10 protein-coding genes are annotated in these 14607 nt (G+C 64.6%); 6 read left to right on the top strand and 4 right to left on the bottom strand.

Features of this window, described 5'->3' with window-relative positions:
* The first annotated feature begins 439 nt into the window (after nt 1-439).
* The 6 genes from AC07VU_RS20880 to AC07VU_RS20855 all read left to right on the top strand — a co-directional run bounded on the left by AC07VU_RS20880 (nt 440) and on the right by AC07VU_RS20855 (nt 9858).
* Nucleotides 440-979, top strand: a complete 540-nt coding sequence (locus tag AC07VU_RS20880) for a cysteine hydrolase family protein (protein ID WP_495030384.1) — start codon at nt 440-442, stop codon at nt 977-979.
* A 236-nt stretch (nt 980-1215) separates the two neighbouring features.
* On the top strand, nt 1216-2166 hold the full coding sequence (locus AC07VU_RS20875; RefSeq protein WP_495030383.1) for a 2-hydroxyacid dehydrogenase: 951 nt from the start codon (nt 1216-1218) through the stop codon (nt 2164-2166).
* Between the two features lie 282 nt (nt 2167-2448).
* On the top strand, nt 2449-3516 hold the full coding sequence (locus tag AC07VU_RS20870; protein WP_009043417.1) for a phosphotransferase family protein: 1068 nt from the start codon (nt 2449-2451) through the stop codon (nt 3514-3516).
* Between the two features lie 37 nt (nt 3517-3553).
* Nucleotides 3554-4321, top strand: coding sequence for an SDR family oxidoreductase (locus AC07VU_RS20865; RefSeq protein ID WP_495030382.1), 768 nt, complete (start codon nt 3554-3556; stop codon nt 4319-4321).
* Nucleotides 4322-4822: 501 nt separating this feature from the next.
* The gene (locus tag AC07VU_RS20860) at nt 4823-8554 is read left to right on the top strand and encodes an autotransporter domain-containing protein (RefSeq protein WP_495030381.1); all 3732 of its coding nucleotides are present in this window, start codon (nt 4823-4825) and stop codon (nt 8552-8554) included.
* A gap of 197 nt (nt 8555-8751) precedes the next feature.
* Nucleotides 8752-9858, top strand: a complete 1107-nt coding sequence (locus AC07VU_RS20855; RefSeq protein WP_457276188.1) for a Gfo/Idh/MocA family protein — start codon at nt 8752-8754, stop codon at nt 9856-9858.
* Nucleotides 9859-9964: 106 nt separating this feature from the next.
* On the opposite strand, the gene AC07VU_RS20850 is transcribed toward AC07VU_RS20855, so the two are convergent.
* The 4 genes from AC07VU_RS20850 to AC07VU_RS20835 are packed head-to-tail and all read right to left on the bottom strand — an operon-like array spanning nt 9965 to nt 14603.
* Entirely contained in the window at nt 9965-11401 is a 1437-nt protein-coding gene (locus AC07VU_RS20850) for an FAD/NAD(P)-binding protein (RefSeq protein ID WP_457276187.1), read from the bottom strand.
* A 14-nt stretch (nt 11402-11415) separates the two neighbouring features.
* The gene (locus AC07VU_RS20845) at nt 11416-12183 is read right to left on the bottom strand and encodes an ABC transporter ATP-binding protein (protein WP_457276186.1); all 768 of its coding nucleotides are present in this window, start codon (nt 12181-12183) and stop codon (nt 11416-11418) included.
* A gap of 3 nt (nt 12184-12186) precedes the next feature.
* Nucleotides 12187-13527 (bottom strand): ABC transporter substrate-binding protein, encoded by a 1341-nt coding sequence (locus tag AC07VU_RS20840; protein ID WP_007923886.1) that lies wholly within the window; start codon nt 13525-13527, stop codon nt 12187-12189.
* Nucleotides 13528-13553: 26 nt separating this feature from the next.
* Complete coding sequence (locus tag AC07VU_RS20835; RefSeq protein ID WP_053260754.1) at nt 13554-14603, bottom strand: branched-chain amino acid ABC transporter permease; 1050 nt, start codon at nt 14601-14603, stop codon at nt 13554-13556.
* Between the last annotated feature and the right edge of the window lie 4 nt (nt 14604-14607).

The raw sequence follows: 14607 nt of genomic DNA, 5'->3' as shown, positions 1-14607 counted from the left end.
CCGGCGATTGCACCCAGGCGACCCATCGTGTCCTGAAAGCGACCTACTGGTCAGGAGCGCTGACCCGCACCCGCTCAAGACACTCAAGCAAGCTCAGCGTAGTCCACAAGCCCCACCGATTACCCGCCGGCTCGCTGATGCAGCGCTGCAAAAAGCGGCAACAGACCTTCGGCACCCTCGCCCGACGGCTGAAAACCGCCAATGCCCGGACACTCAAACCAGTATTCTTCTCGGATTGACAGCGCGCGAACCCTGGCCCCATGATCGGCGCCATGAATCCTTTCCCGCGCCACCTCACCCGCACGACCACCACGACCGCTTCCGGCGGGTCGTGTGGTCGCTGCATGAGCTGACAACAGCGCAGTCGAACCCAAGGCCCCGCCAGCAATGGACGGGGCCTTTTGTTTCTCCGTCCAGCTGGCTCACAAGGAGAAACACCATGCCGTCACCCCAGGCCCAGCGCCCCGCCCTGCTGATCGTCGACATGCAGGTCGGCCTGTTTCACGGACCAGAGCAGCCCTTCGAGGGGCAGCGCGTACTCGACAACATCAACCAACTGATCCACCGCGCCCGACAGGCCGGCGCGCCGGTGATCGCCGTGCGCCATACCGGCCCGCAAGGCTCGCCCATCGCCGCCGGCAGCGCGCCGTGGCAACTGCTGCCGCAATTGCAACTCGAGGCCAGCGACCAACGGCTGGACAAAACCCGCCCCAATTGTTTTGTTGGCACCGGGCTGGCCGAACACCTGCGGGCGGCGCAGGTCGATGAGCTGGTGATCGTCGGCATGAAAACCCAGTACTGCATCGACGCCACCTGCCGCGCCGCCCTGGACCTGGGGTTCGCCGCCGTGCTGGCGGAGGATGCCCATACCTGCATGGACACCCCGGAGCTCCCGGCCCGGGCGATCATTGACCACCACAATGCGACCCTGGACGGCGCCTTTGTCCGGCGAGTGAAAACCGCCGATATCCGCTTCTGAATGCCCTCTTTGTAGGAGCCAAGCTTGCTGGCGATCAGGCCATCGAGAACGGCGACGCTCTCCAGGCCGCGGTCGCGGGAAAAACCCGCGACCGCGCCTTGCTAAAGCGCCCTGCAATCCGCAATCTTGAGCCCTTGAGTGGTTTATCACGGTACAGCGGCTCCCTGAGCCGTATGCCGGTTGCCATCGCTGCGCCGTACGCCGTCCGTCCCTCTTCAGTCCTTCAGGAGACACGCATGCCCGCCACCGTTCTGGTCCTCGTCGAAACCATCAATGACTACCTGTGGATTCTGGAAAACCAGGGCTTCCACCTGATCCTCGCGCCGACGCCCAGCGAACGGGCGGCCGCCATCAAGGCCCATGCCGGGCAGATCAACGCGGTGCTCACCCGTGGTCCGCTGGGCCTGAGCGCCGAAGAAATCGCCGCCTTGGCGCACCTGGAAATCATCTGTGTGATCGGCGCCGGCTACGAGCAGGTCGACCTGCAGGCGGCGAGCAACCGTGGCATAGCGGTGAGCAACGGCGCCGGGGTCAACGCCTCGTCGGTGGCCGACCATGCCATGGCCCTGCTGCTGTCCCTGGTGCGTGACATTCCCCGTGCCGATGCCGCCGTGCGGCGCGGCGAATGGCCGAAAGTCATGCGCCCGTCCCTGGCCGGCAAGCGCCTGGGTGTCCTCGGCCTCGGCGCCGTCGGCCTGGCCATCGCCAAGCGCTGCGCCAACGGCTTCGACATGAGCGTCAGCTACCACAACCGGCAGATCCGCAGCGACGTGCCCTACAGCTTCTGCCCGACCCCGACCGAACTGGCGCGGCACTCGGACTTCCTGGTGGTCGCCACGCCTGGCGGCATAGGCACTCGCCAGCTGATCGACAAAGCCGTGCTGCAGGCCCTGGGGCCGGAGGGTTTCCTGGTGAATATCGCCCGCGCCAGCGTGGTGAATACCGCCGACCTGCTGCAGGCCCTGGAGCAACGCAGCATCGCCGGCGCGGCCCTGGACGTATTCGACGACGAACCGCGGGTGCCGGATGCCTTGAAGCCCCTGAACAATGTGGTGCTGACGCCCCACGTCGCCGGGCTGTCGCCGGAAGCGACCCAGGCCACCGTGGAGCTGGTGGGCAAGAACCTCGTCGCCCACTTCAGCGGCCAACCGCTGTTGACCCCCATCGCCCTGCCTGCCCCGAACTGAATCAGGCGCCGTGGCCACAGACGCCACGCAGGCCATGCCCCGCGCTGGGCGCCTTCGGCGCTAGGCAGAAACAGTGCCGTGCGCCGCTCCGGTCGGAATGCTCATTCAGGCCCGGCGAACTGGACTAGAGTGAAGCCGGGCCCATTCAAACGCTTGTATCAAAAGCAATGATTGCCCGGCAACACGCTCACCTATAAAGGCCTGCGGCGATTGTGGCGCTCAGGTGGGCGCATTAGATTAGCCAATAATCTCTGGCCTCCAGAATAAGCAGAAGGGATAAGCATGGCGCTTACTGACCAGTCCACCCGTACTCGCTCCGGCGAGGAACTCGATGCCAACCTGATCGATCCGTACCTCAAGGCCCATATTCCGGGCCTGACCGGCACCCCGCAGATCAGCCAGTTTCCGGGCGGCGCTTCGAACCTGACCTACCTGCTGGAATACCCGGGACAGGAATTCGTCCTGCGCCGCCCGCCCTTCGGCCACAAGGCCAAGTCGGCCCACGACATGGGCCGCGAATACCGCATCCTCAACCAGCTCAAGGACGGCTTTCCGTATTGCCCGAAAGCCTATGTGCACTGCACCGACGAATCGGTGATCGGCGCCGAGTTCTATGTGATGGAGCGGGTCAAGGGCATCATCCTGCGCTCCGACCTGCCGCCGGAGCTGGGTTTCGACGCGGCCAGGACCGAAGCCCTGTGCAAGAGCTTCATCGACAAGTTCGTCGAGCTGCACCGCGTCGACTACAAGGCCTGCGGCCTGAGCGACCTGGGCAAGCCCGAAGGTTACGTGCAACGTCAGATCAAGGGCTGGAGCGACCGCTACGAGAAAGCCCTGACCCCGGATGCGCCCAAGTGGGAAGCGGTCAAGGCCTGGCTCAACGACAAGATGCCGGCCGATCACCCGACCTCCAGCATCGTGCACAACGACTACCGCTTCGACAACGTGATCCTCGACCCGGCCAACCCGATGCAGATCATCGGCGTGCTGGACTGGGAGCTGACCACCCTCGGCGATCCGCTGATGGACCTGGGCAACACCCTGGCCTACTGGATCGAAGCGGGCGACCCGGCGCCGGTGCAACTGATGCGCCGCCAGCCGAGCAACGCCCCGGGCATGCTGACTCGCCAGCAGTTCGTCGACTATTACGCCGAACGCGCCGGCATCCAGATCGGCAATTTCGACTTCTACTACACCTACGGCCTGTTCCGCCTGGCCGGCATCGTGCAACAGATCTACTACCGCTTCTTCCATGGCCAGACCCAGGACAAACGCTTCGCGCAGTTCATTCACATGAACAAGTTGCTGGAGCAGATGAGCCTGCAAGTCATCAAGAAATCCAGCCTCTGATCGTCCCGACGCGCCAGGCACACAATAAGGAAAAACCATGTCCAAGACTCAGTTGTTCGACCTCGACGGCAAGATCGCTTTCGTCTCCGGCGCCAGCCGCGGCATCGGTGAAGCCATCGCCAGGCTGCTGGCCCAGCAAGGCGCCCATGTGATCGTCTCGAGCCGCAAGCTCGAAGGCTGCCAGCATGTGGCCGACGCCATCGTCGCCGCCGGCGGCAAGGCCACCGCCATCGCCTGCCATATCGGCGAGATGGAGCAGATCAGCCAGGTGTTCGCCGGCATCCGCGAACAGTTCGGGCGCCTGGACATCCTGGTCAACAACGCCGCCACCAACCCGCAGTTCTGCAACGTGCTGGACACTGACCTGGGCGCCTTCCAGAAAACCGTCGACGTGAATATCCGCGGCTACTTCTTCATGTCGGTGGAAGCCGGCAAGCTGATGCGCGACAACGGCGGCGGCAGCATCATCAACGTGGCCTCGATCAACGGCGTGTCCCCCGGCATCTTCCAGGGCATCTACTCGGTGACCAAGGCGGCGGTGATCAACATGACCAAGGTCTTCGCCAAGGAATGCGCGCAGTTCGGCATCCGCTGCAACGCCCTGCTACCGGGCCTGACCGACACCAAGTTCGCCTCGGCGCTGGTGAAGAACGACGCCATCCTCAAGACCGCCCTGGCGCAGATCCCCCTCAAGCGCGTGGCCGACCCGAGCGAAATGGCCGGCGCCGTGCTCTACCTGGCCAGCGATGCCTCGAGCTACACCACGGGCATATCGCTGAACGTGGACGGCGGTTTCCTGTCCTGATCGACCTTCGCCGTACAACAAAGGCAGCCTGCGGGCTGCCTTTTTATGCCCGGCACCCACAGCTCACCCCCAACCTTTCTCAAACAGAAAACCAAACCTGTCACAGTTCTGGTATCAAGTTCGTAGCACTCTATAAATATTTTGTTACAAGCTCATTTGTCATGCTATAACCCTCTCGCAGTTATTTTTCTGCAACACCACTCATATGAAAAACCATTGTTTGAAAACAGCGGAGGCCGATGTGTGTCTTAAAGAAAAACAACTTGAGGATCAACAACTGACCATTCGTTGATTGTCGACTTCCCAATATGTACCACCTAGTGAGTATCAAGCGAACAGTAACGATAACCGAGACTGAACTCCCTATTGCTCAGTAAAAACAATAAGCACACCACGTGCTTCTAAATAGCACCTTTGTTTCAGCCCATCATTTAAGCCCTGCCTATTACAAGAGATCGAAACATCAGTTTCGACCAAGGACATATCTCAAGGAAAAGGAACATGGACGTAGCAGGTATCGATTCAGACAAACGCAGCAACCGCTTAAAACCAGCTTCCCTGAGCCCTGTCGCAATGGCCATCGCCTTGTGGCTGGGTCAGGGCCAGATGGCTCTGGCAGATAATCCGCCCACCGGCTCGCCCTATACACCCCAGGTATTGGAGGCTGCGTTCAGGAAAGCCGCTGCGTCGTTCGCGCCGGGTACCGCCGTGTATACCAACTTGCGTTTTGGTGTAGGCAATACCCTGGACCTGGCAGCCAAAGAGTTTGCCGCACAATCGACAAAGTTCGACTCGTTGCTCCAGCAGAACTACGAGTTGCAGACGGAAAACCTGTCGATCAGTGCAATGCTCGGCGATACGAGCAAGCCACTTGATTACAACAACAATCTGGATCGTTATAAAAGCCGCCTGTTCAGCAACTCCGGCCGTTATACCCAGAACATATTCGACTTCGCCCAAGCGATTATTGCCAACCTGCCGGCGGCCCAACCTTATACCTATATAGAACCGGGCGTGGCCACGGACCTGCACAAACAACTCAATGCCGGACAGTCATGGTCCGCCGCGACCGGCAACTGGAGCAATAACGCGCAAACCTGGAAGACTCCGGAAGCCCAGGTCAACTCCGGCCTGGACCGGACCAACGCCTATTACGCCTATGCCCTGGGTATCACCGGGAAAGGGGTAAACGTCGGCGTGCTGGACTCGGGCATCCTCAGTGAACATTCGGAGTTCCAGGGCAAGAACGCCGCAGGCGAAAACCGTGTGCAGGCAGTCACCTCTACCGGCGAATACTACGCAACCCATCCGCGCTATCGGCTGGAGGTGCCTGCCGGCGAGTTCCACAAAGGTGAGCACTTCAGTATTGCGGGTGAGTACGACCCAAGCTTCAACGACGGCCACGGCACGGAAATGTCCGGAGTACTGGCGGCCAGTCGCAATGGTACCGGCATGCACGGCATCGCCTTCGATGCCAATCTGTTCGTGGCCAACACCGGCGGCAGCGACAACGACCGTTATCAAGGCTCCAACGACCTCGACTACAACGCCTTCATGGCCAGCTACGACGCGCTGGCGGCGAAAAAAGTGTCGATCGTCAACCAGAGCTGGGGGCAGAACTCGCGTAATGACGTAGAGAACCACTTCGGCACTGTCGGCGACAGCCCGGAGGCTATCCTCAGGGACATGACCGCCGCCTACCGGCCGTTCTGGGACAAGGCCCACGCGGGCCAGAAGACCTGGATGGATGCCATGGCCGACGCCGGCCGGCAGTACTCGTTCATCCAGATCATCTCCGCCGGCAACGACAGCCATGGCGCCAACCCGGACACCAACGCCAACCTCCCCTATTTCAAGCCGGACCTGGAATCCAAGTGGCTGTCCATCACCGGTTATGACGAGAGCGGCGCCCAGGTCTATAACCGCTGCGGCACCTCCAAGTGGTGGTGCGTCATGGGGGTTTCCGGCATTCCGTCCGCAGGACCGGAAGGCGAGATCATCCCCAACGCCAACGGCACCTCGGCGGCCGCCCCCAGCGTTTCCGGCGCCCTGGCCCTGGTGATCCAGCGCTTTCCCTACATGACCGCGAGCCAGGCCCGCGATGTCTTGCTGACCACCTCCACCCTGCAAACCCCGGACGGCCCCGACACCCCGGTCGGCGACCGGACGGGCGGACGCACCTACGACAACCTGCAACCGGTGCACGACGCCGCTCCCGGCACCCCACAGGTGCCAGGGGTGGTCAACGGCTGGGGCCTGCCCAACCTGAAAAAGGCCATGCAGGGCCCGGGACAGTTCGTCGGCGCACTGGCCGTGGCGCTGCCCGCCGGCACCCGCGATATCTGGGCCAACGACATCTCCGACGAAGCGATCCGTGCCCGACGCAGCGAAGACGCCGCTGAACAGGCCACCTGGAGCGCGATCAAGCAGCACAAAGGCTGGGTCAACGGTCTACCGGCCGGGGCTTCGGCGGACGATCAATTCCAGTACGAGATCGGCATGGCCCGGGAACAGGCAACGCTGACCCGCGGCCTGGACCCGCTGACCGGCCAGACCTATGTCGGCAGCCTGACAAAGTCCGGGGATGGGGAACTGGTACTCGACGGCCAGAGCAGCTATTCGGGCAGTACCTGGGTCCGTGGCGGCAAGCTCTCGGTGGACGGCAGATTGACCTCCAGCGTGACTGTCGATGGCAGCGCCGTGGGCACCGTCGATGCCAATAACCAGGTGGTCACCCGTATTGGCGGCACCCTGGCGGGTAACGGCAGCATCGGCACCCTGCTGGTGAACAACGGCGGTACCGTGGCCCCCGGCCATTCGGTCGGCACCCTGCACACCGGCGACGTCACGTTCAACCCGGGCTCGGTGTACGCGGTGGAAGTCGCCGCCAACGGGCAGACCGACACACTCCAGAGCACGGGCGTGGCTACTCTCAACGGCGGACAGGTCACCCTCTCCATGGAAAATAGCCCCAACCTGCTGTCTGCGGCCCAGGCCAGCAGCTACCTGGGCCAGCAGTTCAACATCCTCAGCGCCAGCCAGGGTATCAACGGCCAGTTCGCTTCCGTCGCCCCCAGTTTCTTGTTCCTCGACACCCGCCTGAACTACCAGCCGAACCAGCTGAACCTGGGCATCTACCGCAACCAGACCGCGTTCGCCAGCGTAGCCTTGACCCGTAACGAGCGTGCCGTCGCCAGCGCCATCGACACATTGAGCGCAGGTAATCCGGTGTACGAGAGCATCCTGGCCTCCGACTCGGCGGAACTGGCGCGACAAGCCTTCAACCAGCTCGATGGCCAGGTGCACTCCGACATCGCCGCTGCGCAGATCGCCGACAGCCGTTACCTGCGCGACGCAGTCAACGGCCGCCTGCAACAGGCTCAGGTCCTGGATACCGATATGGATATCCAGGCCAGCAGCAATGGTGGCTGGGTGCAATTGCTCGGCGGCCACAGGCAAGTCGACGCCGATCACAACGCCACGCGCTACAGCACTTCCACCACCGGCGTCCTGCTCGGTCTGGACACCGACGTCGGCGATGGCTGGCGCGTCGGTGCGGCAACCGGCTACACCAGGACCGATCTGAACGGAGCCTCCAGGACTTCCGCCGACAGCGACAACTATCACCTGTCGATCTATGGCGGCAAACGTTTCGACAGCATCGCCCTGCGCCTCGGCGGAGCCACCACCTGGCACCGCTTCGACACTTCCCGTGACGTGACGTACGGCAACCAGTCGAGCCATGAAAAAGCCAACTACAACGCGCGTACCGATCAGGTGTTCGGCGAAATCGGCTACACCCGGTGGGCGGCTTTCGAGCCCTTCGCCAACCTCAGCTACATCAACTTCCAGAACGACTCGTTCAAGGAACGCGGCGGGGCAGCAGCCTTGCATGGCAGCAAGCAAAGCCAGGACGCCACGCTCTCGACCCTTGGCCTGCGAGGTCATACGCAATTGCCGGTGAGCGCCACCCGCTCGGTGACCTTGCGTGGCGAGCTGGGCTGGGAACACCAGTACGGCGACCTGGATCGTGAAACCTCATTGAAATTTGCCGGCAGTGCGGCGGCCTTTGCGGTGAACGGCGTGCCGGTGTCTCGCGATGGCGCGGTGGTCAAGGCCGCTGCGGAAATGGCCATGAGCAAAGACACCCTGGTGTCGCTGAACTACACCGGGCTGGTGTCCGGTCATGGCGGTGGCAGCTCGGTCAACCTGGGGTTCACCTTCCAGTTCTGACCCTGCTCAGGTGATCGGCCCATGGGTGCAATGACTGTTCATTGCACCCTTTTTTATTTGCGCCCTTCGGCTTTTCCCGGCCGGGTTGCCGAGCAGCAGCGGCGCGCTGCTGAAAATTTATTCCATAGATTGCAATTACGGAATTTTTATTCCATAAAGAGCATTCCTTACAACAACAATTCTGCAAGGGGTCGGCGATGGGTGAACTGGGAATAGGCTTGATCGGCACGGGCTTCATGGGCCGGGCCCATGCGCTGGCGTTCCGTAATGTCAGCGCGGTATTCGAATTGCCGGTGCGCCTGCACCTGGCGGCGCTGGCCGATGCCGACCGCCAGCGCGCCGAGCACTGCGCCGCGGCCTGGGGTTTTGCCCAGGCCCACGGCGACTGGCAACGGCTGATCGACGACCCCAGGGTCGACCTGGTGGCGATCACCACGCCCAATCACCTGCACTTCCCCATGGCCATGGCCGCCCTGAAGGCCGGCAAGGCGGTGTACTGCGAGAAGCCCCTGGCGGTCAGCGTCGAGCAGGCGCAGCAAATGCAGCACGCGGCCCAGGCCGCCGGAGTGGTCACCCGGGTCGGCTACAACTACCAGCACAACCCGATGATCGTGCAGGCCAAGGCGCTGATCGACAGCGGCGAACTGGGAGAGATCGTCAGCTTCCAGGGCGAGTTCAGCGAAGACTTCATGGCCGACCCGGCCTCGCCCTTCTCCTGGCGCTGCGATCCGCAGCATGCCGGCGGCGCCCTGGCCGACCTGGGCAGCCACCTGCTGGCCATGGCGCGTTATCTGTTGGGCGAGGTCGAGGCGGTCTGCGCCGACAGCCAGACCGTGCACCACCAGCGCCCGGCCAGCGCCGGCAGCCAGGAACAGCGCCCGATCGCCGTGGACGACCAGGCCCATGCCCTGCTGCGTTTCGCCAGCGGTGCCCGCGGGACCTTCAGCAGCAGCTGGCTCAAGCACGGCTACAAGAACCACCTGAGTTTCGAGATCAGCGGCACCCGCGGCACCCTGGCCTTCGACCAGGAACGTCTCAATGAACTGCGCCTGTACCGTGCCGGTGATAGCGGCTTCCAGCGCCTGCTGGCCGGGCCTGCCCTGCCCGGCTACGCCGCCTTCAGCCCGGCCCCGGGGCATCAACTGGGCTACAACGAGCTCAAGACCCTGGAGGTCCATGAGCTGATCATGGCGCTGGGCGGCCAGGGGCAAGGCGGGACGGATTTCGCCGAGGCCTGGCAGGTCGAGCGCCTGGCGGCGGCGATCCGCCTTGCCGCCGCCGAACAGCGCTGGGTGACCCTGTAGCCGCTGCTGAGCCAAGGCGAAGCTGCGAAAAGGTCCGCAGGACCTTGCTTGGCGGCCTCAGGATCGCGGCGTCTGCTGCGCAGCCGTTCGCAGCCTGCGGCAGCGGCTACAAGGGTAATGCCGCTAGGCGTGCGGCCAGAGCCTTGGCCTGGCTGGCCACGTCGGTCACCGCGGTGCTTTCCCACCACATGCCGCGCAACGGCGGGCCCATGGCGAACAGCCGGCGGGCGACCTGCCCTTCGGCATCCACCACCGCGCCACCGCTGTCGGCCCAAATCCCCAGGGCCAGCGGCCCCGGCGTGATCAGGCCACGGGCCAGCAGTTGCTGCGGCAATGGCCGGGCGACCCGGCGCCAGTCGTATTCGATGCCGCTGGAGTTGATCAGCGCATCCCCCGCGACCCAACTGGTTTGCGCTTCGCCGCGACGGCGGATGCCAATCGCCAGGCGCCCATCCGCCGAAGGCTCCAGGCCCTTGAACGAGGCCGCCTGGATGCGCAACCGCCCTTCCCCGTGCAAACGCGCCACCAGCTCGGCGCTCAGCGGCGGCGAACGGTGGTGATGGCTTTCCCACCACGGCCGCACATGGCGCACGAACTGCCGGCGCTGCACGTCCGTGGCCTGGCTCCACAAGCGCCCGATATGGGCGCGCACCGTGTCCAGCGGCGCCTGCCAGTCCACGCCATCCGCCAGCGCCTGGCGACATTGCCGACGCAGCTCGTGCAGCAGCTGGCGCGGGCTGCGCAGGCTGGGATCCTCGGCGAGGAAGTCGACCCAGGCCGGTGGCTGGCGCCGCACATGGGGCAACAGGCCGTGGCGCGAGAACACCTCGATCGGCCCGCGATGCCCGGCCTGCTCCAGGGACACCACGGCGTCGACCATGGTCAGCCCGGAACCGATGATCAGCACCGTGGCCTGCGGGTCGAGCCGGCTCATGGCCGAAACGTCCCAAGGGTCCAGCGCGGCGGCGTTGAGACCGCTGGATTGAGTCTGCGGCGTGCGTGCCGCCGGGAACATGCCGGTGGCCAGCACGGCAAAGGCGCCGCGTAGTTGCTGGCCGTCGTTGAGGGCCAGCCAGGCACCCTCGGCGTCGGCCTGCAAGTCCACCACCTCGGCGCGCACATGCGCCACCGTCGAGCCCTGCAAGGCGCCAATCGCCTGGGCCTCGGCCAGCCGCTGCTGGACATACAGGCCGAAGATTCCGCGCGGAGGAAACAGCTCGCTGATGGGCACAGGCTGCTGCTTCGACTCCGGCCAGCCGCCGGCGGCGATGTAATCGGTCAGCCATTGAGTCAGGTCATCGGCGTTGTCCGGGTCGACGCTCATGCGCGCGGCGTTGCCGTTCAGGGTGTGGCCCAGCTCGACGGCGCTGTAGGCCTCGCCGCGCCCCAGCTCGCTGCGCGGCTCGATCACCAGCACCTGGCGCCGGCCCGGCAGGCGCAGCAGTTGGGCGGCGAGCAAGGCGCCACTCAGGCCGCCACCGACGATCAGCACATCGGCATCACGGGTGGCGCCGCTCGCCTGTCCGTTGGGTGTTTGGCTCATGGGTTTCTCACGGGTCAGTGCCTGCCTAGGTAGAAGTCCTGCAGATCGCCCCGGGCCAGCAGTTCATCGGTGGTGCCGGACCAGGCCACGCGCCCGGTGTCGAGCACGTAGGCCCTGGAGGCGTACTTGAGCGCCACATTAATGTTTTGTTCGGCGATCAGGAAGCTCACTCGCGCCTCACGATTGAGTTGCGCGACGATTTCGAAAATCTCCTGGACGATGATCGGCGCCAGGCCCATGGACGGCTCGTCCAGCAGCACCAGGCGCGGCCGGGTCATCAGCGCGCGGCCGAGGGCGACCATCTGCTGCTCGCCGCCCGAGGTCAGCCCGGCGCGGGTGCCGCGCCTGGTCTTCAGGCGCGGGAACCAGGCGTAGATGCGTTCCAGGTCGGCGGCCAGTTCCCGGCGGCTCAAGCCACGGACAAAACCGCCGCTGCGCAGGTTGTCCTCCACCGTCAACTGCGGGAACACGTGACGCCCCTCCAGCACATGGACCATGCCCTGGCGCACCCGCTGGTTAGGATCGACGCCGGCGCTGTCCTGGCCGAGAAAGACGATCGAGCCACGGCTGACCTCGGCCCGCTCGGCGCGCAGCAGCCCGGAGATCGCCTTGAGGCTGGTGCTCTTGCCGGCGCCGTTGGCCCCCAGCAAGGCGACGATGCCGCCCTCGGGCACGCTCAGGGAGACCCCGGCCACCGCGAGAATCGCACCGTCGTAGATCACCTCGATATCGCGCACCTGCAACAGGTCGTCGGCCGTGGCGGCCGGAGCGGTCTGGCTCATGCTTCATTCATCCCCGGTGCAGCTGCGTGGCGTGAGGTTCTTCTCCTTGGCGAAGGCCGCCGACTTCTCGTCGATCAGCGGCCGCAGCAAGGCGCGGTCGGCGGCGATCCAGTCGCTGATCAGGGTCCAGTGGGCGCCGTCCCACTGCTGCACCCGCGCCGAACCACCGCCCTCGTGATCGCGGCAGGACAGCTTGAGGTTCTGCATCAACCCCAGGTAACCCATGTCCTTGAGCCGGGCGTCGTCGATGTTCAGGTGTTCCAGGCCCCAGCGGCCTTCTTCGCCATTGAGCGGGCGCTGGCCGAACTTGCCCTGGGCGGTGCGGATCGCCTCGACCGCCACCGCGGCATTCACCAGCCCGGAGTTGTAGTACACGCTGCCGAAGTTCTTCAGGTCCGCAAGGTCGCTCTTGCCCTGGTCGAGGATGTGTTGCTTGAGGCGTCGGTGGATGTCGAAATCGCTTCCCGCAGGATAAGGCGTCAGCGCCAGGTAGCCTTTGGCCGCCGCGCCGGCCGGCAATACGTCTTCGCTGGAGCTGGCCCAGATGTCGCCGATGATGTGGTCCACCGGGAAGCCGAAGCGCGCGGCGGTCTTGACCGCCACCGGAGTCGAGACGCCCCAGGTGCGCAGGAACACCCAGTCGGGGTTCTGCTGGCGCACCTGGCGCCATTGCGCCGACTGCTCGTTACCCGGATCGGCCACCGGAATCTGGATGTTCTCGAAGCCGTACTTCTGCGCCAGCAGCTTCAGCGGGCCGAGGGTTTCCCGGCCATAGGCCGAATCGTGGTAGACCGTGGCGATCTTCTTGCCCTTGAGCTTGTCGAAGCCGCCCTCGCGCTCGGCGATGTAGTTCACCAGGGTCGACGCCTCGCTGTAGAAGGTCAGCATCACCGGAAAGTTATAGGGAAACACCGTGCCGTCGGTGGCTTCGGTACGGCCGTAACCCAGGGTGATCAGCGGGATCTTGTCGACCTCGGCGCGCTCGCTCAGAGCATAGGCCGCCGGTGCGCCGTTGGGCTGGTAGACCGCCACCGGCGCGCCATCCAGGCCGTTCTTGAAGCGCTCGTAGCACTCGATGCCCTTCTCCGCCGTCCACTCGGTCTCGCACTCCTGCCAGACCAGCTTGACCCCGTTGATCCCGCCTTCCACCTGATTGATGTAGTTCAGGTAGTCGATCATGCCGGCCCACACCTGCACCCCGCTGGAGGCATAGGCGCCGACCCGGTAAGTGGCCAGCGGAAAGAACTGCTGGTCCGCCGCGGCCTGCGCCACGGGCGCCGCGCCGCCGAGGATCGCCAGCGCCACCGCGACGCCGGCCAGGGAACGTTTCAAGGATGCACGCATATCTTCTCTCTACTCAGGAGTGGAATTCAGAAGCGCAGCGGCCAGTGGCCCAGCCGTTGACGGAGATTGCCCAGCAGGCGGACCAGGCCCTCCGGCTCCTTGATCAGGAACAGGATGATCAGCACGCCGAAGATGATTTTCTGCAGGTTCTGCAACTGCCCGGCATCCACCGCACCGCCCGACAGGGCTTGCCCGGCGTGGCTCAACAGGATCGGCAGCAGGCTGATAAAGGCCGCGCCGACGAAGTTGCCGGCCACGCTGCCCATGCCGCCGATAATGATGATGAACAGGATCTGGAACGAGCGATTGATATCGAAGCTGCTGGCGCTGGCGGTGCCCAGGTAGGCGAAGGCCCACAGGGCGCCGGCGATGCCCAGGTAGAAGGAACTGACGGCGAACGCCAGGCGCTTGTAGCGCGCCACCGGAATGCCGATCACCGCCGCCGCGGTGTCCATGTCGCGAATCGCCATCCAGTTGCGCCCGACCTGGCTGCGCACCAGGTTCAGCGCGACCCAGGTCAACAGCAGCACGCAGGCCAGGGTCAGCAGGTAACGCCCGACCGGGGTATTGAGGTCATGGCCGAACAGGCTCAGGCGGGGCGCCGAGATGGTCCCGGAGGAGCCGTAGTTGTAGAACCAGGGAAACTTGACGAACAGCCACTCCAGGAAGAATTGCGCCGCCAGGGTGGTGACCATCAGGTAGAAGCCCTTGATCCGCGAACTGGGCAGGCCGAACAGCCAGCCCACCGCCGCGCTGATCAAGCCACCGCCGAGCAGCGCCAGGGGCAGGCCCAGCTCCGGCAGGCGCAGCAGGAAGCCATAGGTGGCGAAGGCGCCGACCGCCATGAAGCCGGCGGCGCCGACCGAGGTCTGGCCGGTGTAGCCGGTGAGCAGGTTGAGGCCGAGCCCGGCCAGGGACAGCACCAGGAATGGGATCAAAATGGCGTTGAGCCAATAGTCGTTGCCCACCAGGGGCACGCCGACCAGGGCCAGCAACAGCAGGCCGCCCAGGCCCCAGGGCAGGCGGCGCGGGATCAACAGCACAGGCGCGGTGGCCTGGGTCAGGGGAATGGACATGGGT

Source organism: Pseudomonas sp. GW821-FHT02B10, assembly GCF_059421865.1.
The sequence above is the reverse complement of the archived record's forward strand: the minus strand, read 5'-3'. Positions and strand labels throughout refer to the sequence as shown.